The organism is Clostridium sp. HBUAS56017 (assembly GCF_007115085.1).
Taxonomy (GTDB): Bacteria; Bacillota; Clostridia; order Clostridiales; family Clostridiaceae; genus Clostridium; species Clostridium cibarium.
In genome coordinates this window covers 110471-132612 of sequence record NZ_SULK01000004.1, presented here as the reverse complement: position 1 = coordinate 132612, position 22142 = coordinate 110471, and the positions used below count along the sequence as shown (strand labels likewise).

Genomic DNA, 22142 nt, shown 5'->3' with positions numbered 1-22142 from the left:
TAATAGGTAAAATGTATAAAATTGACATAAGGTGTATAAAATGGTACTATAATATGGGGAGATGGTGAATAATATGAAAAAACGATTTTTATCAACATTACTAGTAGTAGCAATGACTTTTTCGTTTTTAGGAACAAACATTCAAGCAAAGGCTACAGAAAATGAAAAGGTAAACACAAATGATATTAATTCTAATGAAAACGGATCAGAAGATATATCTGTCCAAGGAAATAGGTTTGGAGTAAAGGAGGAAACACCTCAAGTAAAAGAATGGAAGAAAGAAAATGTTGAAGAAGTAAAAAGTGCAGGGTTAAACTCATTAGGCCAAGAAAGGACAAGAAAAAATTCATTTAAAGGATTGCAAGCAGCAACAAATACCGATAAAAAAGTAGATTTAAGCAATGAGGGACAAGCTGTAAAAGATGTTTCTTCACTACCATCAGTAGTAGACAATAGTAAATTGGATTGTTTTCCAGGAATAGGTAACCAGGGACAAGTTGGATCATGTACTAGCTTTGCTTCTACATATTATGAAATGAGCCATATGGTAAACTTAATGTTGGGTCGAAGTGGAAAAACTGATGAAAATAGATTTTCACCTAAGTGGACTTATAATTTAATAAATCATGGAAAAGATGAAGGGTCTTCGATAGGTGAAAATTACTGGGCAATTAGAGATGTGGGGGCAGTTTCGTTAAAGGATCTACCTTATGTTGGATCTCCAAAACCAGAAACTAATTATCTAGAATGGCAAACAGATGGAGCAATGTGGAAAAAGGCGCAGAAGTACTCAATAGAGAAAGAAGAGAGTACTATATTAGGTCATATCAGTAATCCTAAAGATAGTAATCTTGATGTAATAAAAACAAAATTGACTAATGGATATGTATTAAACTATGAAACTTGTTGGGATGAATGTGAATGGGGCAAGGTTGAAGATGATCCTAACATATCTACTGATGATCAATATGTTGGGGAAGAGATATGCAAATACAATAATAATAATGGTGGGGCAGGGCATGCTCTTACTATTGTTGGGTATAACGATGATTTGTGGGTTGATATAAATAAAGATAATCATATTGATAAAGGAGAAAGAGGTGCTTTTAAAATTGCAAATTCATGGGGAACAGGTTATGGTAACAAAGGATTCTATTGGATTGCATATGATGCATTTAATCAAGAGACAGAAGTTCCTAACAATCCATTAAGTAATGATAAACGTACTAAACATATAGGAACTCTAATGTCACCTTCTTCGGAAGTATCGTGGATTATTCCTAAAGTATTATCGGAAGAACCACAGTTGTATGCTGAATTTACATTAAATACTGCAAGAAGAGAGCAATGTGGAGCTAGGTTAATAGCTACAGATAAGACTACTAAGGAAACATATTCTTTTATGCCGTATCAATTTACTGAAACTTATGGAAGTGGAGAAGGTGGAGCGTATGGGTTCACTGGTACGAAAGAAGCTACTGATGGAACTTTCGTAATTGACTTATCAAAAGTTATTAAAGATATCACTCCAGAAAAAATAGAATCTTATGAATGGTCATTAAAAGTTACAGATACTAGTAAAGATACTTTGCCACTAAAACTAAAGGACTATAAAATAGTAGATGAAAAAAATAATAAAAAATATTCAGCTTTTATTGAAAATCCTATTGTAGTAGATGGAAACAGTGATCAAATAAATATTTTTCAATGTTATAATAAGCTAACATTTAAGGAAATAACAACAGATAAGCCCGTTTTAAGTCTTGTAAATGATCCTATTAATATATCAGCTAATGTAGATGGAGGATCAGGTTCAAGGATTTATACTTACAGTATAGTAACAGATTCTGGTGAAGCTAAGGAAATAATTAAAGAAAATACTACAGAAAATTCAGTAATATGGACTCCAAAAGAAACAGGCAATTTTAGTATAAAAGTAGATGTTAAAGATACAATTACTGGAGAAACAACACAATTACAAAAACTTTCGATTATAAATGCACCAATAAGTATTGAAGATTTTAGTGTAAATGGTGAGAATAACAAACCAGTTGGAAGCAAGATATATTTTAATATGATGACTTCAGGTGGATGTGGAAACAGTACTTATACTTTAAAAGTCTCTGGACCAGAGGAATATACTCTTGATGGAAATAAGTGGAGTCCTAAAAAAGCAGGGGAGTATTTGGTAACAGCTGTAGCTAAAGATGAAATTGGGAATTCTGTAGAAAAAACATTAAAATATACAGTTACAGATTCAATAGGAGAAGTATCAAAGCCAAGTAATTTTAAAACAAATAGAATTTCGAAAAATCAGGTTAGAATTACTTGGAATATTCCAGATACAACTACAGGTACCATCGATGGTTATGATATATACTGTGATGGAAAGCAGATAAATAGAGTGCCTAATAATAGTTATGATATGTATTTAGATAAGGAACCACATAAATTTACAATAGTGGCATTTAGCACAACTGGAATATATTCAGAGATGTCTTCAGAAATAGATTTATCTGATTATAGAACATTAAACTTTAAAGAAATAAAAACAGATAAAGAATCACCACGTCTTGTGGGAAATCCAATAAATATAACAGCAGATGTTGATGTAGTTTCAACAAACTCGTTGCAATATACATATAGAATTAAAGAATTAAATGGAGTAGTAAAGGAAGTATTAAATGAGAATACTTCAGAAAGTTCAATAACATGGACTCCGAAATATACAGGAGAATACTACATTGAGGTAGAGGTTAAAGATACTATTACAGGGGAAATAGAAAATCAAAAAAAGATTTATACAATTAACGGACCGATAAATATTGAAGATGTAGTAACATATGGAGAACAAAGTGGACAAGTTGGAAGTAGGGTATGGTTTAATACAATAGTTTCAGGTGGAGATGGAAAAATTAGTTATAGTTATATGGTATCTGATCCAGAGAAATATACTATTATAGAAAACTCAGAAAATAGTTCAGCATCATGGATTCCAACCAAGGCTGGTACCTATTGGATAACTGTTTTGGTAAAGGATGAAAAAGGAAAAACCATGGCAAACGGTATAAGATATATAGCGACAGATTCACCAAGTAGCGTAAGTAAACCAACTAATTTAAATTTAAATGTAATAGATGGTGATGAGGCTAAACTTACATGGGGTATTCAAACAACTAAAACAGATGCAATAGTGGGGTATGATATTTACTGTGATGGAAAAAAAGTAGATAGAATATATCAAAATAATTATATAGTTCCATTAGACAAAGTGGCACATAAATATTTTGTAATTGCTTTTATTGGAAAAGGAACTCGTTCAGAAATATCATCAGAAGTTATTACACCAATAGTATAGGAAGATAAAAGACTATCTTAAAGCAATTAAAATATTGCTTTGAGATAGTTTTTTTATATTTATAATGTTATTTATTCGTGAGGCAAAATGTATATTAAGTTATAGATTTCATAGGAAATATATTAATATCACGGATTTTGATTTGAAATTATTAGGTAAAAAAAAGATTAAATGTATTAAATTGACATTTGGTAGATTAAATGGTACTATTTGGGGGGGAGATGATGAACAATATGAAAAAAAGACTTTTATCAACTTTATTGGCATTAACTATGACTTCCTCATTTTTTGGGACAAGTAGTCAAGTTAAAGCGGCAGAAAGTGAAAAAACTAATTCAAGTATTATTGAAAATTCAACAGAAGATAATGCTAGTTATAAGTTATCTGAAGATGGACACAGATTTGGTATTGCAAAAGAGTCAGCACTAGCGAAAAACGAACAAAGTAATAATTTTATTAAAAAAGTTAGTAGTGTAGGATTGAATCCTTTAGGAAAAGCAAGAATTAATGGGGAGTCTCCTAAGGAATTGCCAGCTGATTCAGTTACTGAAGATGGATATTTTAAGGAAGATCAGCCTGTTGAAAGAATTAATGAAAAGCTACCATCAAATGTGGATAATAGTGCTTTGGATGCATTCCCTGGAATTTCAAATCAAGGAAGCCTTGGAGCGTGTGCTAGTTTTTCTTCTACTTATTATGAAATGAGCCACATGGTAAATCTTATGGATAGAAGAAATGGAAACAGTGACGAACATAGATTTTCACCTAGATGGACTTATAATCTTCTTAATGATGGAGCTGATGCGGGAACAAAGCTTGAAGACAATTATCAACTTATAAAAAATATTGGGGTAGCTACACTAGCAGATGCACCTTATATTCCAAAAGATAAACCTGAAACTAATTTTAGAGCTTGGGAGTCTAATGCGTTAACTTGGAAAAGAGCTGAAAGATATTCGATAAAAGAAGTTAGGGAGGCAGATTTTCCGGAACATATTAGCAATTCAAAAGATGCTTGCTTAAATGAAATTAAGACAGCGCTAGCTAATGGATATGCAATAAATTACTATACTACTTGGGATTCATGTGTATGGGATAAGGGGGAATTTGGAATTAAGGATGATCCGAGTACTAAAGCAGATGATAATTATGTAGGACAGAAGGTATGTATATATAACAATAACAAAGGAGATGATTTTGTTTCAAATCATGGATTGACTATAGTGGGATATAATGATGATATTTGGACTGATATAGATGGAGATGGAATAGTTGATGATGGAGAAAAAGGTGCTTTTAAAGTTGCAAACTCTTGGGGAGAAAATTGGGGAAATAAAGGCTTTTTCTGGGTTTGTTATGATGCATTTAATTCTAAGTCACAACTTCCGAATATGAGTAGTGAAGATAGAGGAGTTCATGGAAATTACTTTATGTGGGTAATTCCTAGTATATTACCAGAGTCTAAGTTATATGCAAAGTTTACTTTAAACACTTCCAATAGAATGGCATGTTCAGTTAATTTAGTTGCTACTGATAAAAAGACTAGGGAGAAAACTAGATATAATTTTTACCCTCTAAGGGGTTCGGTAGGAGGACAATATTCCTTTATGGGGACTACTGAAGCTTCAGATGGAACTTTTGCAATAGATTTATCAAGGGTTATTAAAGATATTACTTCTGAAAAGTTAAGCTCTTACAAGTGGACTTTAGAATTTAGTGATGGACCGAACGATAATAAGCCTCTACAACTAAAGGAGTTTAAAATAGTAGATGAGGTAAAAAATGATGAATATTCAACTAATGCTAAAATGCCTATTTCTGTAGATGGCACTGCTGGTAATGCAACTGTTTTTGAAGATTATCCAGATTTGGTTGTAAATAGGATCGATACTGATAAGCCTGAACCACGTGTTGTGGGAACAAAGGTAAAAATAACTCCAAATGTAAGTGGAGGATCTGGTGACATGTTATACACTTATAGCATAGTGTCACAGTATACAGGGAAGGCAATTGAAGTAATTAGTAAAGATACAACAGATAGCTCAATTATCTGGACACCAAAGGAAGAAGAGGTAGGTTCATGCAATATTAAGGTGGAGGTAACAGATAAAAAAACAGGAGAAAAAACATCATCGGCCAGATATTATAGTGTAAATAGGCCACTAGAAATGAAGGATGTATACATATATGATGATACTGTGCATTCAGTAGGTAAAGAAGTGGTTTTTAGAGCTATGGAAACTGGCGGTAACGGAGAAGTTACTTTCACTTGTAAGGTGACATCGCCAGAGAATTATGTAGTAGCTGAAAATTCTATAAATAATTCTATTGTGTGGATACCTAGAAAACCTGGACAGTATACAATAGAAGTAATTGCTAGGGATGATACTGGAGTTTTTGTAACAAAGGAGTTAGCATATACAGTTACAGAACCAGTAGGAGAAGTATCTAAGCCTAGTAATTTAAAATTGAGTCAAGTTGATAATAAACATGTGAAACTTTCTTGGAGTTCGTCAACAACAAGTAATGGAACCATAGGAGGATATAGAATTTACCGGGATGGAGTCTTGGAACATACAACGAATAATGAAGAATATACAATACAACTTGATAATAAGTATCATAAATACTCTGTAATGGCTTATAGTAGTGATAGTATATATTCAGTTATGTCAGATGAGATAAATACAGGTTGTGAGGTATTAAATTTTAAAGGTGTAGGAATAGACAAACCATCACCAAGGCTAATAGAAAATCCAATAACAATATCCACTCATATAGAAGGTGGATCAGGCTCTAGGCTATATACGTATAGTTTAATAAATAGTTCAGGGGTAGTTAAGGAAATAATTGCAGAAAATACTTCAGAAGACTCTATAATCTGGACTCCAAAGGAAGCTGGAGAATTTAAGGTTAGAGTTAATGTGAAAGATACAGTTACTGGAGAGACAGGAATAAAAGAATTGGAGTGTAGCATAAATAAACCATTAAACATAGAAAAATTTGAAAATGTTGATAGCAATAATAAACCGGTAGGAAGTAAGATTGTATTTAATACAGTAGCAACAGGTGGAGATGGAAAAATAACTTATACTTATAAAGTGGTTAGTCCAGAAAAAACTACAATTCTTGAAAATTCAGATAAAACTAGCATAGAGTGGATACCTAGAAAGTCAGGAATATACTGGATAGAGGTTCAGGCAAAGGATAGTCTAGGAAATGTTAAACGTGTAATAAGAAAATATACAGTAGCTGATCCAATAGGAAGTGTTTCAAAACCAATTTTGAAGCTTACTATGGCAAATTTAAATCAGAATAAGATTAAGATTTTGTGGGATCCATCAACAACTACAATAGGAAATATAGCTGGATATGATATATACTGTGATGGAGAAAAAATTAATACAATAAAGGAAAATAGTTTTACATTTATTTATGATTCTAATCATGTACATAAATATTCAGTAATGGCATTTAATTCAGAGGGAATATATTCAGAGATGTCATCTTCAATGTAAAAAATATAAGACTATCTTAAAGTAATTATAACAATTACGTTGAGATAGTCTTTATTAAATTATTTTTATCTATTTATAATTCTATTTATTCTAGATTTCCTTCTTTTTCGAACAATTTGTTTTTTTTTATTGATAAATATGAAAATTATAAGTAGCAAAACAGCAGTAATGGCAACTTTGATTTTTGTAGAATTTTCATCATAAAAGTTATCAATAGCTTTTTTGCTATTAAATTCTCTATCTATTCCGCTAACAAGATCTAATTCTGTAAATTCAGTTCCGTTAACTAAAACTTTAGCAATAGTTAACACGTTGCCACGATTAAAGGTTTCTTTTTCTAATCCTATAGGATCACTATAATCAATAGAAGCTTTTAAATTATTCTTGTCAGCAATATTAGTGCAATAATATATATCTTTACCTGCAAGAAGCGGAACCTTTGTTTCGTCATCTACCATAAAAGAACCAATCTCATCACCTTCACAGTAAAGTTTTTTTAGTTCAAAGTTTTCAAATCCATAATCAAAAATTTTATTTACATCACCATAAACTTGATTAATCCCTTCGCCATCGAGGCAAGATGTTATTAGGGTATGACCATCCTTTGTTGCAGATATTATATTAGTAAAATGAGCTTCTGTTGTATAACCTTTTTTTGAAGCAACAGAATATTTATAATAGTAATTAGATTTAGAATCAAGAATATAATTATGATTATTTAACCATCTTCTACTTCCATCAATAGTACTAGGTGAAATTTGAAGAGAATATGTTCTATCAATTCTAATAAAATCTGGATTTTTAATAGCATCCTTCATAATTAAAGCTAAATCACGTGGCGTAGTATAATGGTCTGGATCAGGTAGTCCACTTGGATTCTTGAAGTTACTGTTAGTAGCTCCAGCTTTTTTTGCACGCTTATTCATAAGTTTAGCAAATTCTTCATTGGAACCAGAAACATGCTCTGCTAAAGCTTCAGCACAATCATTTCCAGATTCCATAAGTAGTCCAAGTAAGAGTTCTTCAACTGTAAATACTTCTCCTTCTTTAAGACCTATAGCTGTTCCATCAACAGTTGGTGGTTTTTTCCCTACAGTAACTTTATCATCAAGCTTTGCATTTTCTAAAACTACTAGTGCAGTTAATATTTTCGTAGTTGAAGCGGGATAATAATGAGTATCAGGATTCTTTGAGTATAATAATTGTCCTGTGGTAGCATCCATGAGAGCTACTCCATTTGAATTTAATTTAGGTGGCTCTTTAGCAGCGCTAACTTTTAAAGATGGAATTGCACAAACAAAAATTGAAAATATACTAAATGTAATAATTATTCTTTTTAATAAACTATTCTTTTTATTTTTATCTCTATTCATCAATTACTCCTTATATATAAATAGTCCCAATATATTTTATCAGACTATAGCAGAAAATTCTACTAAATACGGATGCAATTTTAATAATTTAACGGTTAAAGGCTTAGAAAAATAAATTTAGTACATAATTATATATGTTTGGAGGAAAATATATGAAGAAAAATTATAAAACAATTGGTGTAATTACATTGCTTGTACTAGTTGGTGGATTTGCAATTTACTCATATTTTATTAAAGGCGGAGATAAAGAATTAAAGAAAAATGATACTGAAAGTATATTTGTAGAGAATGAAGAAAAAACAGAAGAAGTTGTAAAAAGTGAAAAGAAAATTGTTGTTGAAATAAAGGGGGAAGTTAACAAACCTAATGTCTATTGGCTTAGTGAAGATAGTATAGTAGAGGATTTAATAAAAGAAGCAGGGGGCTTAACTAATGGGGCAGATTTAACTAAACTAAATAGAGCCGATAAATTAAAAGATCATGAATGTATTGTAGTTCCAAATAAAAATCAGGTAAATGAAACAAACATTTCAGGCTCGAAAACAGACCTTTCACGATCTAATTTGATAAATATAAATACTGCAAATGAAACAGAATTAGATACTTTACCAGGGATAGGACTTACAAGAGCAAAAGATATAATAAGATATAGGGAGGAAAAAGGAGGATTTAAGTCCATAGAAGATTTGAAAAATGTGAAAGGAATAGGTGAATCATCATTTGAAAAATTAAAAGACAAGATAACTACATAAAAGTATAAAGGTTTAAAAATAGCCATTTTAATGATATAATTAATCAGTGTTAGGATGAAGCTACATAATTTTATTATGTAGATGAGGAGGATTGTTATGTCAAAAAAAATAATAGCGATTATTATGTCAGCTATGATTACCATGTCATTTGTAGGTTGTGGCAGTGCTGAGAAACAAACACAAGATAACTCTAAAAGCGATACAGTTGCTGAGGAAAAGTACAATAATCTACAAGGAGAATGGACAAAGGACTTTACATCAGATGAGTTCAATGCAAAATATAGTGAACTCTTAAAGAAGGTGGAAGATAAGACAAAAGAATATGGTCTAAAATATACAAAAGATGAAGTTGTAAGAGAAGAAAATGAAAATTTTCTTAAGTCTGACAATGATAAAGCAGAAAAAAACAGACTCCAAAGTTTATATTTTGGAAGAAAAATTTATGGGGAAGATTTATCTTCAGGACAAATCACTATGAAGATCCTATTAAATTTTGATGGAGAAAAGGCTCTTAAAGAAGGAAAATTTAATTTTGGAGATACTTCTTTAGCTAAGTATTCATCCATTTTTACAGGACAAAGTAATAGAGATTACAAAGATATTAACTCAAAGATAATTGATACCCTTAAATGTGAAAAAGGTGAAGGCGTAATTAAGAGTGAGTCTAATGGCCTTTATGAAGAGTTTACAGTTAATAAAGAATACATAGTATATAAACTGGAAACTAAGAAATTCAAGTTTGCCAAAGCAAATCAATAATTACATATAATTAAGGAGGAAATTTTATGATTAAAAGATTATTTGCTAGCTTATTAGATCAAATGATAACATTCATATGTTCTGTAGCAATACTTTTTTTAGCAGAATTAATATTAAAGGTGATTGGATTTAAGGTAAATACACATGAAATATTCTTGTTGATATTTTACTTTGTAGTAAATGTACTATATTTCTCAATTCTAGAAAATGGAAAGAATGGTACAAGCTTAGGAAAGAGAATACTAAAGATAAAGTAATAATTACAATAAAGCAGCAGAAGAAATTATATAGGAGTATAGAATGAAAAAAGGTAGTGAAATACTTGTTAAAATTGAGAAAACAGAATTCCCTTCAATTGGAATAGGACGAGATGGAGAAAGAAAGATATATGTTAAAAATTCTTTTCCAGGACAAATAATTAAAGGTAGAGTTAAGAAAAAAAAGGCTGACTATGCAGAAGTTAAACCATTGGAAGTTGTAGAAAGAGCAGCTTATGAAGTAGATGCTAAATGCTGTCATTTTGGTATTTGTGGAGGATGCTCATCTCAGGGGCTTACATATGAAAAGCAATTAGAGCTTCTAGGAGATGAGGTAAAGGAGCTTTTCAGGAATGCTGAGGTTTCAACTGGTGAATATGAAGGTGTAGTAGGTAGTCTTAATCAATGGGAATATAGAAACAAAATGGAATTTACCTTTGGAGATATGGAAAAGGGTGGAGAACTAACTCTTGGAATGCACATTAAGAATAAATCCTTTGGAATTGTTAATGTAGATCAATGTAAGATAGTTGATGAAGATTTTAGAAAGATAATTGATTTAACAGTAAATTATTTTAGAAAGACAGATTTAACATACTACAGAGTAATGAAAAGAGAAGGCTATTTAAGGCATCTTGTAATCAGAAAGGCTAAAAACACAGGAGAGCTTATGGTTAACCTAGTGACTACAACACAAGTTGATTTTGACCTTACTGAATATGTGGGACTATTAAGAGAAACTAAATTTCAAGGTAAATTAGTTTCCATACTACATACAGAAAATAATTCTTTTTCAGATGCTGTTATTCCTGAAAAGCTCAATGTTTTATATGGAATAGATCATATACAAGAAGAACTATTAGGCTTAAAGTTTAATATATCTCCGTTTTCGTTTTTTCAAACAAATACTAATGGAGCTGAAGGGCTTTATAGTATAGTTAGAGAATACATGGGGGACTCTGACAATAAAATAGTATTCGATCTATACTGCGGAACAGGAACCATAGGACAAATAGTTGCACCAAATGCTAAGAAAGTAGTTGGTATTGAGCTTATAGAAGAAGCTGTAGAGGCTGCTAAAGAAAATGCTAAGCTTAATGGACTAAGTAATTGTGAGTTCTTAGCAGGAGATGTAGCTGAGATTATAAAAACAGTTAAGGATAAGCCAGATATAATTATATTAGATCCACCTAGAAGTGGAGTTCATCCAAAGGCACTTGATTATGTAATTAAGTTTAAAGCTAAGGAGATAATATATGTATCTTGTAATCCTAAGACTTTAGTTAATGACCTTAAGGTGTTAATTGACGCTGGATATGAGGTTATTAAAACTAAGGTGAAGGATATGTTTCCTAATACACCTCATGGTGAGGTTGTTGTTAAATTAGAAATGAAATAATGATGGACAGTAGATAGATTTATGTAAAAATAGATCTATTACTGTCCCATATTAATTTAAAAACCCAGTAGAAAGTAACTATTACTGTCTACTGGGTTTATTATGTAAGCAGTCAGCAAATTAAGCTTGACTACTATTTTTTTGAAATATCTTCTAATGTGACAATTCCATGCTCTATTTCTGTGTAGAATTATTTAGATTATATTCAAATATATCTCCATTTTCTGGCATGTAAATATTACCCCTTGAATCTATAGCGGTACTATAATAATTTTTAGTAGGTAAAACATTAAGTAAATTACCATTAAGGTCGAATTTATAATTTCCATTAAAACTTTTTATATATAAATTATCGTTATTGTCTATAGAAATTGTTTCGATGTCGGTATCTTTATTATTAAAATTTAAATCTAAATATTTAATGAATTCTCCATTAGAATTATATACATATATCTTTTTGTTATATTCGCTAAAAATATAAATATTACCAGAACTATCTAATGCTAGAGTAGCATTCATACCGGGATCATCTTTATTAACTTTTTTTATAATATTATTAAAACGAGCAAGTATAGTTCCATCAGAGTTTAGTTTAAATAAGGTATTTTCTATTGCAGAAGAAGTTATTAAATATATATTATTATCCTTGCTAACTGCTAAGGGACCATAATAATCTTTTTCATTAAAAGTTGCTTTCAAACTACCATCAGCTGTTTTGTATTTTTGAATTGTGCTGCCAGAAGAGACGTATAAGTTTCCATTCATATCTGCAACTAGGCCCTTAATTAGTTTAGAGTTATGTTTATCTGCATTTATTTGAATCATCTTAATGAATTCTCCGGAATTATTAAATTGTTGAATTCGTCCATCAGTATAATCAGCCATCCAAACATTATCATCAGAATCTATTGTAATATATCTTGCATCATTTAATTTACCAGAATCTGTGCCTTTTCCACCGAATATGGCTACTAATTCTCCAGCAAAATTACTGTTATTAATAGAAAGAATTTTTATTTTTAACTCTTCAAGCTTTTTTTTAAGAGTAGAGTTTTCAGGATCTAGTTTTAATTGATTTTCTATATTAGATTTTTCTGATGAATACTTATTTAGCTGAAGTTTCTTTGTATCTTCACTAGTATTACCACTATTATTATCAATAATTTCATGAATTTTATTGTCCAATTCCTCAAGCTTTTCTTTAAGGTCTGAGTTTTCAGGATCCATTTTCAATTGATTTTCTATACTAGATTTTTCTGATGAATACTTATTAAGTTGAAGTTGTTTGCTATAATCACTATCATCATTGGCGATAATAACAAAAGCTTTTGGATAAGATTTTATATATTTTACATTAAACTTAATTCCAGTTGAAGGATAGGAGTATTTATTAGATGAATCATTATGAATAATATTAAAATCCGATGATAAAAAGTAAGTTGAAATAGTATTGATATCATTAGCGGGTTTAATCATAACATTATAGCGATAAACCGATTCGTTATTGTATTGGTTTGACGTTTTTGAATTATCTACAATCATGGCTTCTCCCTTTTCGCCAAAATTGTCAATAAGCATATTTGTTAAAAAATGTCCTACAAAAATATTAGCAATAATAATCACAAAAAAAACTATAGAAAATTTTAATAAATGGGGTTTAACTTTTTTGGGGAAACCAATTTGACTAATAATACCAAAAAGAATACATCCTAAAATACTAAGTACTGGATGAGCTTTTAATGCGACCAAAAGAATAGTTATATATATCATTTTATTACCTCCATAATGTTAAATAGGCTAGCAAATAAATCTAGTATTTTTTCAATTGTGACTTATTATATCAATAATAAAATTTTGAATCAAGAAAAAATTAAGAATGATGTTATATTATGTTAAAAATAATTTAAATAAAATACATAATATTTCATACATAAACTAGTGAGAAAAAAGAATATACTGAAGATTTTAAAAAGATGATATATTAAAGTTTATAATACTAAAAAACCAATAAAAGATAAAATGCTTGAAATTTATAATGAAATCAAACATAGGTATGGTGTACCTAAAATTCAGAAAGTTCTTGAAGAAGGATTTTACCACTACTAAAATAAATGAAAAATGGGTTGGAGATATAACAGTATATACATACATTGAAAGATGGATGGTGCTATTTAGCTTCAGTTATGGATTTACATACAAGAAAAAATAATTGGATACTCATTTTCAAAATCAATGAATGCTTGAGTAGTAATAGATGCTCTAGACAATGCATGTATTTAAGCTTTTCATTCCATTTTAAAAAAGGAATAAGTAAATAATGTTCAATATTACGATTATGAAAGCTTAAAATTAGATATCTTTATTTTTATTGAATCATGGTATAACCGCAAAAGAATTCATGGCTAAATTGATTATCTCACTCATCAAGAGAAAGAGGATATAGCAAGAATGATAATATAATAAAAAATGTGTCCAAAATATTTACTTAGGGCCAAAGTGTCAATATCACATAATAAGTATTAAAGTATATATTTTGATGAATACTTTATTAATACGCCTAATGGTGAGGTAATTGTAAAAATGATTAGGCTTGAATAAATAAGCATATCTAGAATTATACTATGATATGTAGTAAACAGTAAAAGAAAGGGTATGCATAATATGAAGGATAAAATAATATATAACCTTACAAAATCTATTGAAGTGGATGAAAAGGATGACTTAAACCATACTATACCTGAAGTTAATCAAATATATATTAATTTAAGCCAGCTTAAGCGTAATTTTAATATTCTTCGTAGTCTAATTAACCCTGATACAAAGTTTATGGCGGTTTTAAAGGGGGATGCCTGTGGACATGGAATGATACCTATTGCAAATGAGTTAATAAATTATAAATGTGATGCATTTGGTGTTGCTAGGTTAAGTGAAGCTCTTACTTTAAGAGAAGCTAATATTGAAATTCCTATTATGCTACTTTCACCAATTATGCCATCTCAAGTTTCATGGGTTATTAGATATAACATTATTCCTATGGTAGATAATGCAGAAATAGTAAAGGCTTTAGATAAATGGGCATCTGAAAAAAATAAAATAGTTAATGTACATGTAAAGATAAATACAGGTTTAAATAGGTATGGAGTAAATCCAAAAGAAGCGCTAAATTTTATTCGTGAAATTCATGAATCATATTCTCATGTGACAGTAGGGGGAATATATACTCACTTTCAGAATCCGGAGAATGATGAAGAGTTTACTCATAAACAAATTGAATGTTTTAATAATGTTCTAAGTCAGCTTGAAAAACAAGATTTGAGACCTAAAATAGTTCATGCAGCTGGTACTACTGGTATAATCAAATATCCTGAAGCACATTATAACATGGTACGTTGTGGAATAGGATTATATGGTTTGGAGCATGCAAAAGGTGAAAAGAATTATCCAGAGGGAATAAATCCATTGATAACATTAAAGGGTCGTATTATAAAGATTAGAACAATAAAAGCAGGTGATCGTGGAGGATATGGTAATAAATTTATAGCAAAAAGAGATTCTATAGTGGCTGTTATAGATAGTGGATATGGTGATGGAGTTAGCTATGGTTGGAAGGAAGTTTTGATAGCAGGAAAAAGGGTTTCTGTAGTGAATTATTTCATGGATGGTCTGTTGGTAGACATTTCTGGGTTAGAAGAAACAGTTAGAATATTTGATGAGGCTATAATTATTGGAAATCAAGGGTGCGAAAATATAAGTTGGTTGGAGGCTTGTGAACATATTGGATCCTATCCGGAGGAACAGATTCAACGTATGACTGAAAGGGTACCTAGAAAATATTTTTATGAATAGAGGAAAATAATATTGAATAATAAATATGTGTTTACTTAATAATAATCTTGTATAGAGTTAAAGTTGAAAAAGGAGGTAAATATAATGTTTAAACATGAAAAACCGCTGCTTAGAGAAGTCAAGGTGGAGAAAATCAACCCCCAGTATGCTACATTGATGCAGGAACAGCTTGGAGGTGCAAATGGTGAGCTTAAGGCAGCACTTCAATATCTTTCACAAAGTTTTAGAATAAAAGACCCTGCAATTCATGATTTATTTATTGATATTGCAGCAGAAGAGTTAAGCCATATGGAGATGGTAGCTCAAACAATCAATTTATTAAACGGTCATGAGGTAGATTATAATAAAACTGTGGCAGGTGAGATAGAAACGCATACTTTAACAGGTCTTGCACCAAGTCTTATAAATTCATCAGGTCATCCATGGACAGCAGATTATATAAATGTAACAGGGGATATAGCAGCAGATTTACTATCAGATATAGCAGCTGAACAAAGGGCAAAAGTTGTGTATGAATATTTATATCGTCAAATTAATGATAAATATGTAAAAGAAACTATAGATTTTCTACTAAATAGGGAAGAAGCACATAATGCGCTTTTTAGAGAAGCATTAAATAAAGTGCAAAATAGCGCATCTAATAAGAATTTTGGTGTAACTAAGGACTCTAAACTTTACTTCGATTTATCCACTCCAGGAAGGTATTTTGATGATCCAGAACCAACACCACCTAGTTTCGAAAATCCACGTAAAGATACAAAAATTTGATTTATATACAAGAATACTTCAGTAATAGCAATTGGGGTATTTTTTTATTTAATAACCCAATTAAAAAAAGATTATACTAAGCTACATATAAAAGCAGTATAAGTAGAATTAAGATGACTATAGATTAAGAAATTTAGAACATTTAAAAGTAAAAACAATACAAAAAAGTTTAATTATTTAAGGGCAAAATGATATATCTAAAATTAATATGCATATACATTTCTCATGTAGCTAGAGAATATGTAATCGAGGCATTAATAAATATATCAGGGGGAGATAATTTTATTTATGAAAAAATATAAATATTTATTTGCTAAATTGCTAAGTGTTTTACTAAGTGTATTTGTTTTATCACTGATATCATGTTCTAATAATAGTAAAGGAAAAGAGTATGTATTAGAAAGTGGTGAAGATGATTCTAATTTTGTGCAATTAACTAAAATTAATGATAATGTCTGGATGCATACAACATACTATACCTATAATGAAAGTAGAACTTTATCAAATGGCTTATTGATTTTAACCTCTGAAGGAGTAGTATTAGTAGATACTCCTTGGACTAATGATCAAACAAAAGAATTAATTAAATTAACAAAGGAAAAATTTAAGAAAGATATTACTGCAGCAGTAATAACACATGCTCATATAGATAAGATTGGTGGAATTAAAACATTATTAGATAATAAAATAGATGTGAAATCTACCCCATTAACAGCACAGCTAGCTGAAAAGTATGGTTTTGATAAACCTAATCCTTCCATTACTAATGATGATGAAATATTAGAGTTCGGAAAAACTAAGGTAGAGGTATATTTCCCTGGTAAAGGACATACCATTGATAATATCGTTGTTTGGCTACCAGAAGACAAGATTTTATTTGGTGGATGCATTCTAAAGTCAGTGGAATCTAATTCTATTGGAAATATAACAGATGCAGATGTAGAAGAATGGCCTAATTCTATTGAAAATTTGATGGATAAGTTTTCTAATTCAGAAATAGTCATAACATCACATGGAAGTTGGGGAAATAAACAGATATTAACGCATACTCTTGACTTGTTAAAAAAGTATAAAAATATGTGATAATAATCTCATTTATGTTTAAGAATCTGTAAAGAATTTAGTGTATTCTTTTGGATATTTCTAATGTATAATACACTCACTTATTGGTGATAATATACATTAGAAAAACAATATGTGGAACTTTAATGTTTAAGTATATCTTAACTTAAAGTTCTTTTTATTATGAAGCTTTTTCAAGGGGATAATAAAACTATATTTAATTGATTTATTATAATAATTTTCTGCAAACTATAATTGTACATAATTTACTATATATGTAAACTGTGTGATTAAGTTTTGTATACAGCTATAAATATTTATTTAACAAATATATTAATTGGAAGTAAAATGAAAAAAATATTACTTTTTAATGACTATATTTAACTTAACATATTACGTGTATTGAAAAATTCTAATAATAATTATATAATTAAGCAAACTAAGTAATCTACAAGTTGATTTTTAGGGAGAAGATATATGAAAAAAAATAAGGATAAGCCTATAAAGAAAATGAAAAGAATTAACTGGAAATCCATAATAGGACTTATGGTATTTGGATTAATTTTTACTGCAGTAACAGCACCTATAATTTTACTTTATGGACCTTTTGAAAATGCAAAGAAAACTTTTGTTGGGTCAGCAATGGCAACAATGAGCCATAAATGGATGGCAACAATGTTTTTATCACAGGAGAGAATAGATGAAATTTTAGGAACAAATAAAAAAGTTGAAGATACAACACAGCAAGATAGTAGTCTTATTGAAATTCCTAAGAAGAAGGATGATACTATAGTTCGTTATGACTTAAATGATAATCCAAAGTTTAAAGGATATGTTTTATTAATAAGCGATCCTACTAGAGTAAAAGTAGGGGTGTCATCAAAGTTAGGGGAAAAAGGTGAGACAGTTTCTGCAATTGCAGAAAGATATGATGCAGTAGCAGCTATAAATGGTGGATATTTTACTGATGCAGAAGGGACAGAAAAGTGGACATCAAATGGAGGTATTCCAACAGGATTTTTAATGTCAGAAGGAAAAGTTTTACAAAACATTGATTCAGCAAATAAAGGACCAATTCTTGCAATTACTAAAGAAGGAAAGCTGTTAATTGGTGAAAGAAGTGTCTCTGAATTATTAGAAAAAAAGGATAATGATGGAGATAATGTTACAGAAGCAATGAGCTATGTAACCACATTAGTTAAAAACGGTAGTTCTTGTGAAATAGAAAAAGATGAGGGATCATCGCCAAGGACTATGATAGGGCAAACTAAGAATGGGACTATAGTTTTAGCTGTTCTAGATTCTAAGTTGCCAGGAGGAAGAATTTGTGCTAGCTTAAAGGAAGCGCAAGATGTAATGATTAAGTATGGGTGTTATAATGCAGTAAACTTAGATGGAGGTAAATCCACAACTATGTATCTTAATGGGGAAGTGATTAATAATCCTTCATATGCACTAGGTGAAAGACCAATTGCATCAGGATTTATAGTAAAATAACGAGAGTGAGGTAACAATATGAAAAGGTTTATAAAGTTATTTATTTGTGCAATGCTCTCAATCATAATTCAATGTGGAGTATTACTATATTTGGACAAGGTACTTTTAAAAGAATCATCTGAGTTTACTTCGGAAAAAGTAGATATTACTGTTAAAAGTGTAGATACAGACGTATCTATACCAACAAATGCGGAAAAGATTCAAGTTTCTTTTAATGGAAGATATATTACATACTTCATAGACAATAAGCTTATGATAATTAATACAAAGACAGCAGAAGTTAAACAAATATTAGCTAATACAGAAATACTTGATACTGAATGGGTACCAAATAATAACATAATGTTAGTAGTAGAAAATTTATCTGGAAAACTTAATGTAAAAACTTATAATGCTAGTAATGGAGTTGAGCAGCCAGTAAAAGAAATATCTAATTATCAAAAGAGTATGCAAGTTAATGCCTTTATTTCAAGTTCAACAGAATATATATCTGTAAATAGGGGGAAAAGTACTGATATTTACAGAATTGATATTAACAATGATATGAAGGTGCTAGATGAAGATGTATCAGTACTAGGAAGTGCTAAAGTTTTTTGGGATGAAGATGTATTTATATATGGAGATGCTTTAAATAAAAATTTCTACAGATACACTAATGGGAAAAACACTAAGTTAAATCTAGGAAATACAAGCAATTTAGTTCTTTTAGCTGCTACAAATAGTAAGATGTATATGGGAGAATTGTCTGGAGAGAAGATAGTTAAAATAATCTATGGAGACGATCAAACAAATATATCTACATGGAAAACTGAAATTTTAGAAAAACCGAAGGATATTAAGGACATATATATTGATGATAAGAGTGAGATATTAGTTAATGATAATCTTCAAGGAAAGGTTAAAAATATTACAACAGGTGACACTATAACCTACGAAGGAAAGTTTATTTCAGTTAATGATAAAGTTGTTTGTTCTTCTGATAATGGAAAGATTTATTTGAAGAGTACAAAAGATGTAGATAAAAAACAATAAACTATTAGTTATAATTTGAGGAGGCTGTTGCATATTGCAACAGCCTCTTATTTATAGAATTGTTAAAATCAGTATAATGATTAATTCACTATAATTCATTATTAGTATTACTAATAATGAAACTACGGAAAGAACTAGCAGAAGGTGAAATATATTTATTTTTAACGGAAGCCATATAAATATATCTTTTAATCAGAGGATTAGTGATATGTAATACTTTAACATCAAAATTCTTAATTAAATAAATATTAGGAACTATGGCAATTCCATAATTAATACTTACAAGTCCTAAAATAGCGCTATCTTCTTCTACTTCACAAATTACTTTAGGTGTTATATTAACCTTATTAAATAGATTATCAATATGAGGACGCATACCACTTTCCTTATTAAAAAATATGAAAGGGTATTTCTCTAAATATTTCAAATCTACAGTATCTTGTGAAGCCAATTCATGATTTTTTGAAACAACTAAAACTAACTCTTCTTCTAAGATAGGAATAAAATCAATATCATCCTCATTTTCCATAAAGGAACAAAAGCCTAAATCAAATTTTTCGCTTTTTAATCCTTCAATGATCTTTTTTGTAGTACCTTGAAAAAGTGAAAAAGATATATTTTTATATTCTTCATTACTTAAAAAGTCCTTCATAAGGTTTGGCATAATATGTGAACCTAATGTATAAATAAAACCTAAATCAATTGTTCCAGTAGAAGAACTTGTTAAACCTCGTAATTTCTTTTCTCCAATTTCTAATTCATTAAGAGCATTCTCTACATATCCTAGGAAAAAGAGACCGTATTTAGTTAAACGTATGTTTCTGCCTTGCTTTTCGAATAGATATGTACCTAAATCTTTTTCTAAAGTTGAAATAGCATGACTTAAACTTGGCTGAGTAATTGATAGTTCTTTAGCTGCTTGAGTGTAGTGTTCAGTTTTAGCTAATACTCTAAAATAATGCAAATGATTCAAATTCATTTTTTATTAATCCTCTCACAATAGTATTTAAATAATTTTTTTAAAGATAGTATAACATTATTGATAGATAAAATCTATCAATAATACTTAAAAAATGCATTAGATTAATAGATAAATACATATTAAAATAAAAATATAAGAAATAAAGGTTTATTTTGTTGGCAAAGCAAGTTAATTTTTTATCAAACAAGAGAAATGTAAAAGATAGGGAGAATGACAAATGAAAAAATTCAATAATATTTTTACACCACTAACAGTAAAGACTATGACTATAAAAAATAGAATAGTAATGCCTCCTATGGGAACAAATTATGGAGGAACAAATGGAGAATTTACGGAAGAGCATATAAAATATTATGAACAAAGGGCAAAGGGTGGAACAGGATTAATAATTATTGAGAATGTTTGTGTAGATTTTACAATGGGATCTAATGGGACAACTCAAATAAGACTTGATCATGATAAATATATTCCAGGGTTATACAAATTAACTGAGAGATTACATAAGCATGGTGCGTGTGCGTCCATACAAATAAATCATTCAGGAGCGTCAGCAGTTCCAGCTAGAATGGAAGGTAGAACACCAGTATCTTCCTCAGATATTCCATCAAAAACTGGAGGAGCTGTACCAAGAGCTTTAACTAAAGAAGAAATTTTAGATATAGTAGAAAAATATGCAGCAGCAGCTAAAAGAGCTCAAATGGCAGGATTTGATGCTGTAGAAATACATGCAGGGCATTCATATTTAATATGTCAATTCCTATCACCTGTATACAATAAGCGTACTGATGAATTTGGTGGTAGCATTGAAAACAGAGCTAGATTTGCGAGAATGATAATAGATGCAGTTAGAAGAGAAGTTGGACCAATGTTTCCAATTATGCTAAGAGTTAGTGCAGAAGAATTTATTGAAGGCGGAAATACTTTAGAAGATACATTAGAAATATTACAATATTTAAATGATGAAGTAGATATATTCAATGTTTCATCTGCATTAAATGATTCAATACAATATCAAATAGATGCAATGTATTTAGAAGATGGATGGCGTTCTTATATGGCTAAGGCTGTAAAAGATAAATTTAATAAGCCAGTTATAACAACAGGAAATATAAGAAATCCTCAGGTTGCTGATGATATACTAAAAGAAGGAAAAGCTGACTTAATTGGAATGGGACGTGGTCTTATAGCTGAGCCTAATTGGGCGAATAAAGTTCAATCAGGAAAAGAAGATACATTAAGAAAATGTATATCATGTAATATAGGATGTGCAGGTCACAGAATCGGATTAAATAGACCAATTAGATGCACAATAAATCCAGATGTTATAAATGAAGATACTCTTGAAAATAGAAAAGTAAACAAACAAACTAATGTTGTTGTTATTGGGGGAGGAACTGCTGGACTTGAAGCAGCTTGTACTGCTGCAGAAGCTGGAAGTACAACATTCCTACTTGAACAAAAGGCATATTTAGGTGGATTAGCTAGAGAAATAGCTAAGTTACCAGCTAAGGATAGAATAAATGATTTTCCTGACTATTT

Annotated in this window: 15 protein-coding genes and 1 pseudogene; 13 read left to right on the top strand and 3 right to left on the bottom strand. The window is 29.9% G+C overall.

Going from position 1 to position 22142, the window contains the following annotated elements:
• The first annotated feature begins 73 nt into the window (after positions 1 to 73).
• Both FAY47_RS05795 and FAY47_RS05790 read left to right on the top strand, forming a co-directional pair.
• The gene (locus FAY47_RS05795; protein ID WP_143315590.1) at positions 74 to 3358 is read left to right on the top strand and encodes a triple tyrosine motif-containing protein; all 3285 of its coding nucleotides are present in this window, start codon (positions 74 to 76) and stop codon (positions 3356 to 3358) included.
• A 224-nt stretch (positions 3359 to 3582) separates the two neighbouring features.
• Positions 3583 to 6876 carry a C1 family peptidase gene (locus FAY47_RS05790; RefSeq protein ID WP_185966738.1) on the top strand — a complete coding sequence of 1098 codons (3294 nt, stop codon included), beginning with the start codon at positions 3583 to 3585 and terminating at the stop codon, positions 6874 to 6876.
• Positions 6877 to 6941: 65 nt separating this feature from the next.
• On the opposite strand, the gene FAY47_RS05785 is transcribed toward FAY47_RS05790, so the two are convergent.
• On the bottom strand, positions 6942 to 8249 hold the full coding sequence (locus FAY47_RS05785; RefSeq protein ID WP_143315586.1) for a D-alanyl-D-alanine carboxypeptidase family protein: 1308 nt from the start codon (positions 8247 to 8249) through the stop codon (positions 6942 to 6944).
• A gap of 152 nt (positions 8250 to 8401) precedes the next feature.
• On the opposite strand from FAY47_RS05785, the gene FAY47_RS05780 reads away from it, so the two are divergent.
• From FAY47_RS05780 to rlmD, 4 genes are all read left to right on the top strand, one after another.
• Positions 8402 to 9001: a helix-hairpin-helix domain-containing protein gene (locus FAY47_RS05780; protein ID WP_143315584.1), complete on the top strand. Its 600-nt coding sequence runs from the start codon at positions 8402 to 8404 to the stop codon at positions 8999 to 9001.
• Between the two features lie 96 nt (positions 9002 to 9097).
• On the top strand, positions 9098 to 9760 hold the full coding sequence (locus FAY47_RS05775) for a hypothetical protein (RefSeq protein ID WP_143315582.1): 663 nt from the start codon (positions 9098 to 9100) through the stop codon (positions 9758 to 9760).
• Between the two features lie 26 nt (positions 9761 to 9786).
• Positions 9787 to 10017, top strand: coding sequence for an RDD family protein (locus FAY47_RS05770; RefSeq protein ID WP_143315580.1), 231 nt, complete (start codon positions 9787 to 9789; stop codon positions 10015 to 10017).
• A gap of 43 nt (positions 10018 to 10060) precedes the next feature.
• Positions 10061 to 11416, top strand: a complete 1356-nt coding sequence (rlmD, locus tag FAY47_RS05765; RefSeq protein ID WP_143315578.1) for a 23S rRNA (uracil(1939)-C(5))-methyltransferase RlmD — start codon at positions 10061 to 10063, stop codon at positions 11414 to 11416.
• 174 nt (positions 11417 to 11590) lie between these two features.
• Here rlmD and FAY47_RS05760 read toward each other — a convergent pair whose 3' ends face one another.
• The gene (locus FAY47_RS05760; protein ID WP_143315576.1) at positions 11591 to 13186 is read right to left on the bottom strand and encodes an NHL repeat-containing protein; all 1596 of its coding nucleotides are present in this window, start codon (positions 13184 to 13186) and stop codon (positions 11591 to 11593) included.
• Positions 13187 to 13417: 231 nt separating this feature from the next.
• Here FAY47_RS05760 and FAY47_RS05755 point away from each other — a divergent pair.
• The 6 genes and pseudogenes from FAY47_RS05755 to FAY47_RS05730 form a co-directional block, all read left to right on the top strand.
• Positions 13418 to 13822: pseudogene (locus FAY47_RS05755) on the top strand (DDE-type integrase/transposase/recombinase); the annotation flags it as partial.
• Between the two features lie 255 nt (positions 13823 to 14077).
• Complete coding sequence (alr, locus tag FAY47_RS05750) at positions 14078 to 15262, top strand: alanine racemase (protein ID WP_143315574.1); 1185 nt, start codon at positions 14078 to 14080, stop codon at positions 15260 to 15262.
• 84 nt (positions 15263 to 15346) lie between these two features.
• Positions 15347 to 16030, top strand: coding sequence for a manganese catalase family protein (locus tag FAY47_RS05745; protein ID WP_143315572.1), 684 nt, complete (start codon positions 15347 to 15349; stop codon positions 16028 to 16030).
• A gap of 288 nt (positions 16031 to 16318) precedes the next feature.
• Positions 16319 to 17113 carry a subclass B1 metallo-beta-lactamase gene (gene bla, locus FAY47_RS05740; RefSeq protein ID WP_143315570.1) on the top strand — a complete coding sequence of 265 codons (795 nt, stop codon included), beginning with the start codon at positions 16319 to 16321 and terminating at the stop codon, positions 17111 to 17113.
• A gap of 456 nt (positions 17114 to 17569) precedes the next feature.
• Positions 17570 to 18589: a phosphodiester glycosidase family protein gene (locus tag FAY47_RS05735; protein WP_143315568.1), complete on the top strand. Its 1020-nt coding sequence runs from the start codon at positions 17570 to 17572 to the stop codon at positions 18587 to 18589.
• 18 nt (positions 18590 to 18607) lie between these two features.
• A complete protein-coding gene (locus tag FAY47_RS05730; protein ID WP_143315566.1) occupies positions 18608 to 19621 on the top strand; it encodes a hypothetical protein in 1014 nt (337 codons plus the stop codon).
• 88 nt (positions 19622 to 19709) lie between these two features.
• Here FAY47_RS05730 and FAY47_RS05725 read toward each other — a convergent pair whose 3' ends face one another.
• A complete protein-coding gene (locus tag FAY47_RS05725; protein WP_143315564.1) occupies positions 19710 to 20600 on the bottom strand; it encodes a LysR family transcriptional regulator in 891 nt (296 codons plus the stop codon).
• Positions 20601 to 20820: 220 nt separating this feature from the next.
• On the opposite strand from FAY47_RS05725, the gene FAY47_RS20850 reads away from it, so the two are divergent.
• The coding region (locus FAY47_RS20850; RefSeq protein WP_243129555.1) for an NADH:flavin oxidoreductase at positions 20821 to 22142 on the top strand (1322 nt) is incomplete at its 3' end.

Excerpts from the sequence above, each read along its gene's own strand:
- FAY47_RS05785 (WP_143315586.1), bottom strand. The coding sequence starts at position 8,249 with ATGAATAGAGATAAAAATAAAAAGAATAGTTTATTAAAAAGAATAATT.
- FAY47_RS05795 (WP_143315590.1), top strand. The coding sequence starts at position 74 with ATGAAAAAACGATTTTTATCAACATTACTAGTAGTAGCAATGACTTTT.
- rlmD (WP_143315578.1), top strand. The coding sequence starts at position 10,061 with ATGAAAAAAGGTAGTGAAATACTTGTTAAAATTGAGAAAACAGAATTC.
- bla (WP_143315570.1), top strand. The coding sequence starts at position 16,319 with ATGAAAAAATATAAATATTTATTTGCTAAATTGCTAAGTGTTTTACTA.
- FAY47_RS05745 (WP_143315572.1), top strand. The coding sequence starts at position 15,347 with ATGTTTAAACATGAAAAACCGCTGCTTAGAGAAGTCAAGGTGGAGAAA.
- FAY47_RS05730 (WP_143315566.1), top strand. The coding sequence starts at position 18,608 with ATGAAAAGGTTTATAAAGTTATTTATTTGTGCAATGCTCTCAATCATA.
- FAY47_RS05780 (WP_143315584.1), top strand. The coding sequence starts at position 8,402 with ATGAAGAAAAATTATAAAACAATTGGTGTAATTACATTGCTTGTACTA.
- FAY47_RS05775 (WP_143315582.1), top strand. The coding sequence starts at position 9,098 with ATGTCAAAAAAAATAATAGCGATTATTATGTCAGCTATGATTACCATG.
- FAY47_RS05760 (WP_143315576.1), bottom strand. The coding sequence starts at position 13,186 with ATGATATATATAACTATTCTTTTGGTCGCATTAAAAGCTCATCCAGTA.
- FAY47_RS05735 (WP_143315568.1), top strand. The coding sequence starts at position 17,570 with ATGAAAAAAAATAAGGATAAGCCTATAAAGAAAATGAAAAGAATTAAC.
- FAY47_RS05725 (WP_143315564.1), bottom strand. The coding sequence starts at position 20,600 with ATGAATTTGAATCATTTGCATTATTTTAGAGTATTAGCTAAAACTGAA.
- FAY47_RS05770 (WP_143315580.1), top strand. The coding sequence starts at position 9,787 with ATGATTAAAAGATTATTTGCTAGCTTATTAGATCAAATGATAACATTC.
- alr (WP_143315574.1), top strand. The coding sequence starts at position 14,078 with ATGAAGGATAAAATAATATATAACCTTACAAAATCTATTGAAGTGGAT.
- FAY47_RS05790 (WP_185966738.1), top strand. The coding sequence starts at position 3,583 with ATGAACAATATGAAAAAAAGACTTTTATCAACTTTATTGGCATTAACT.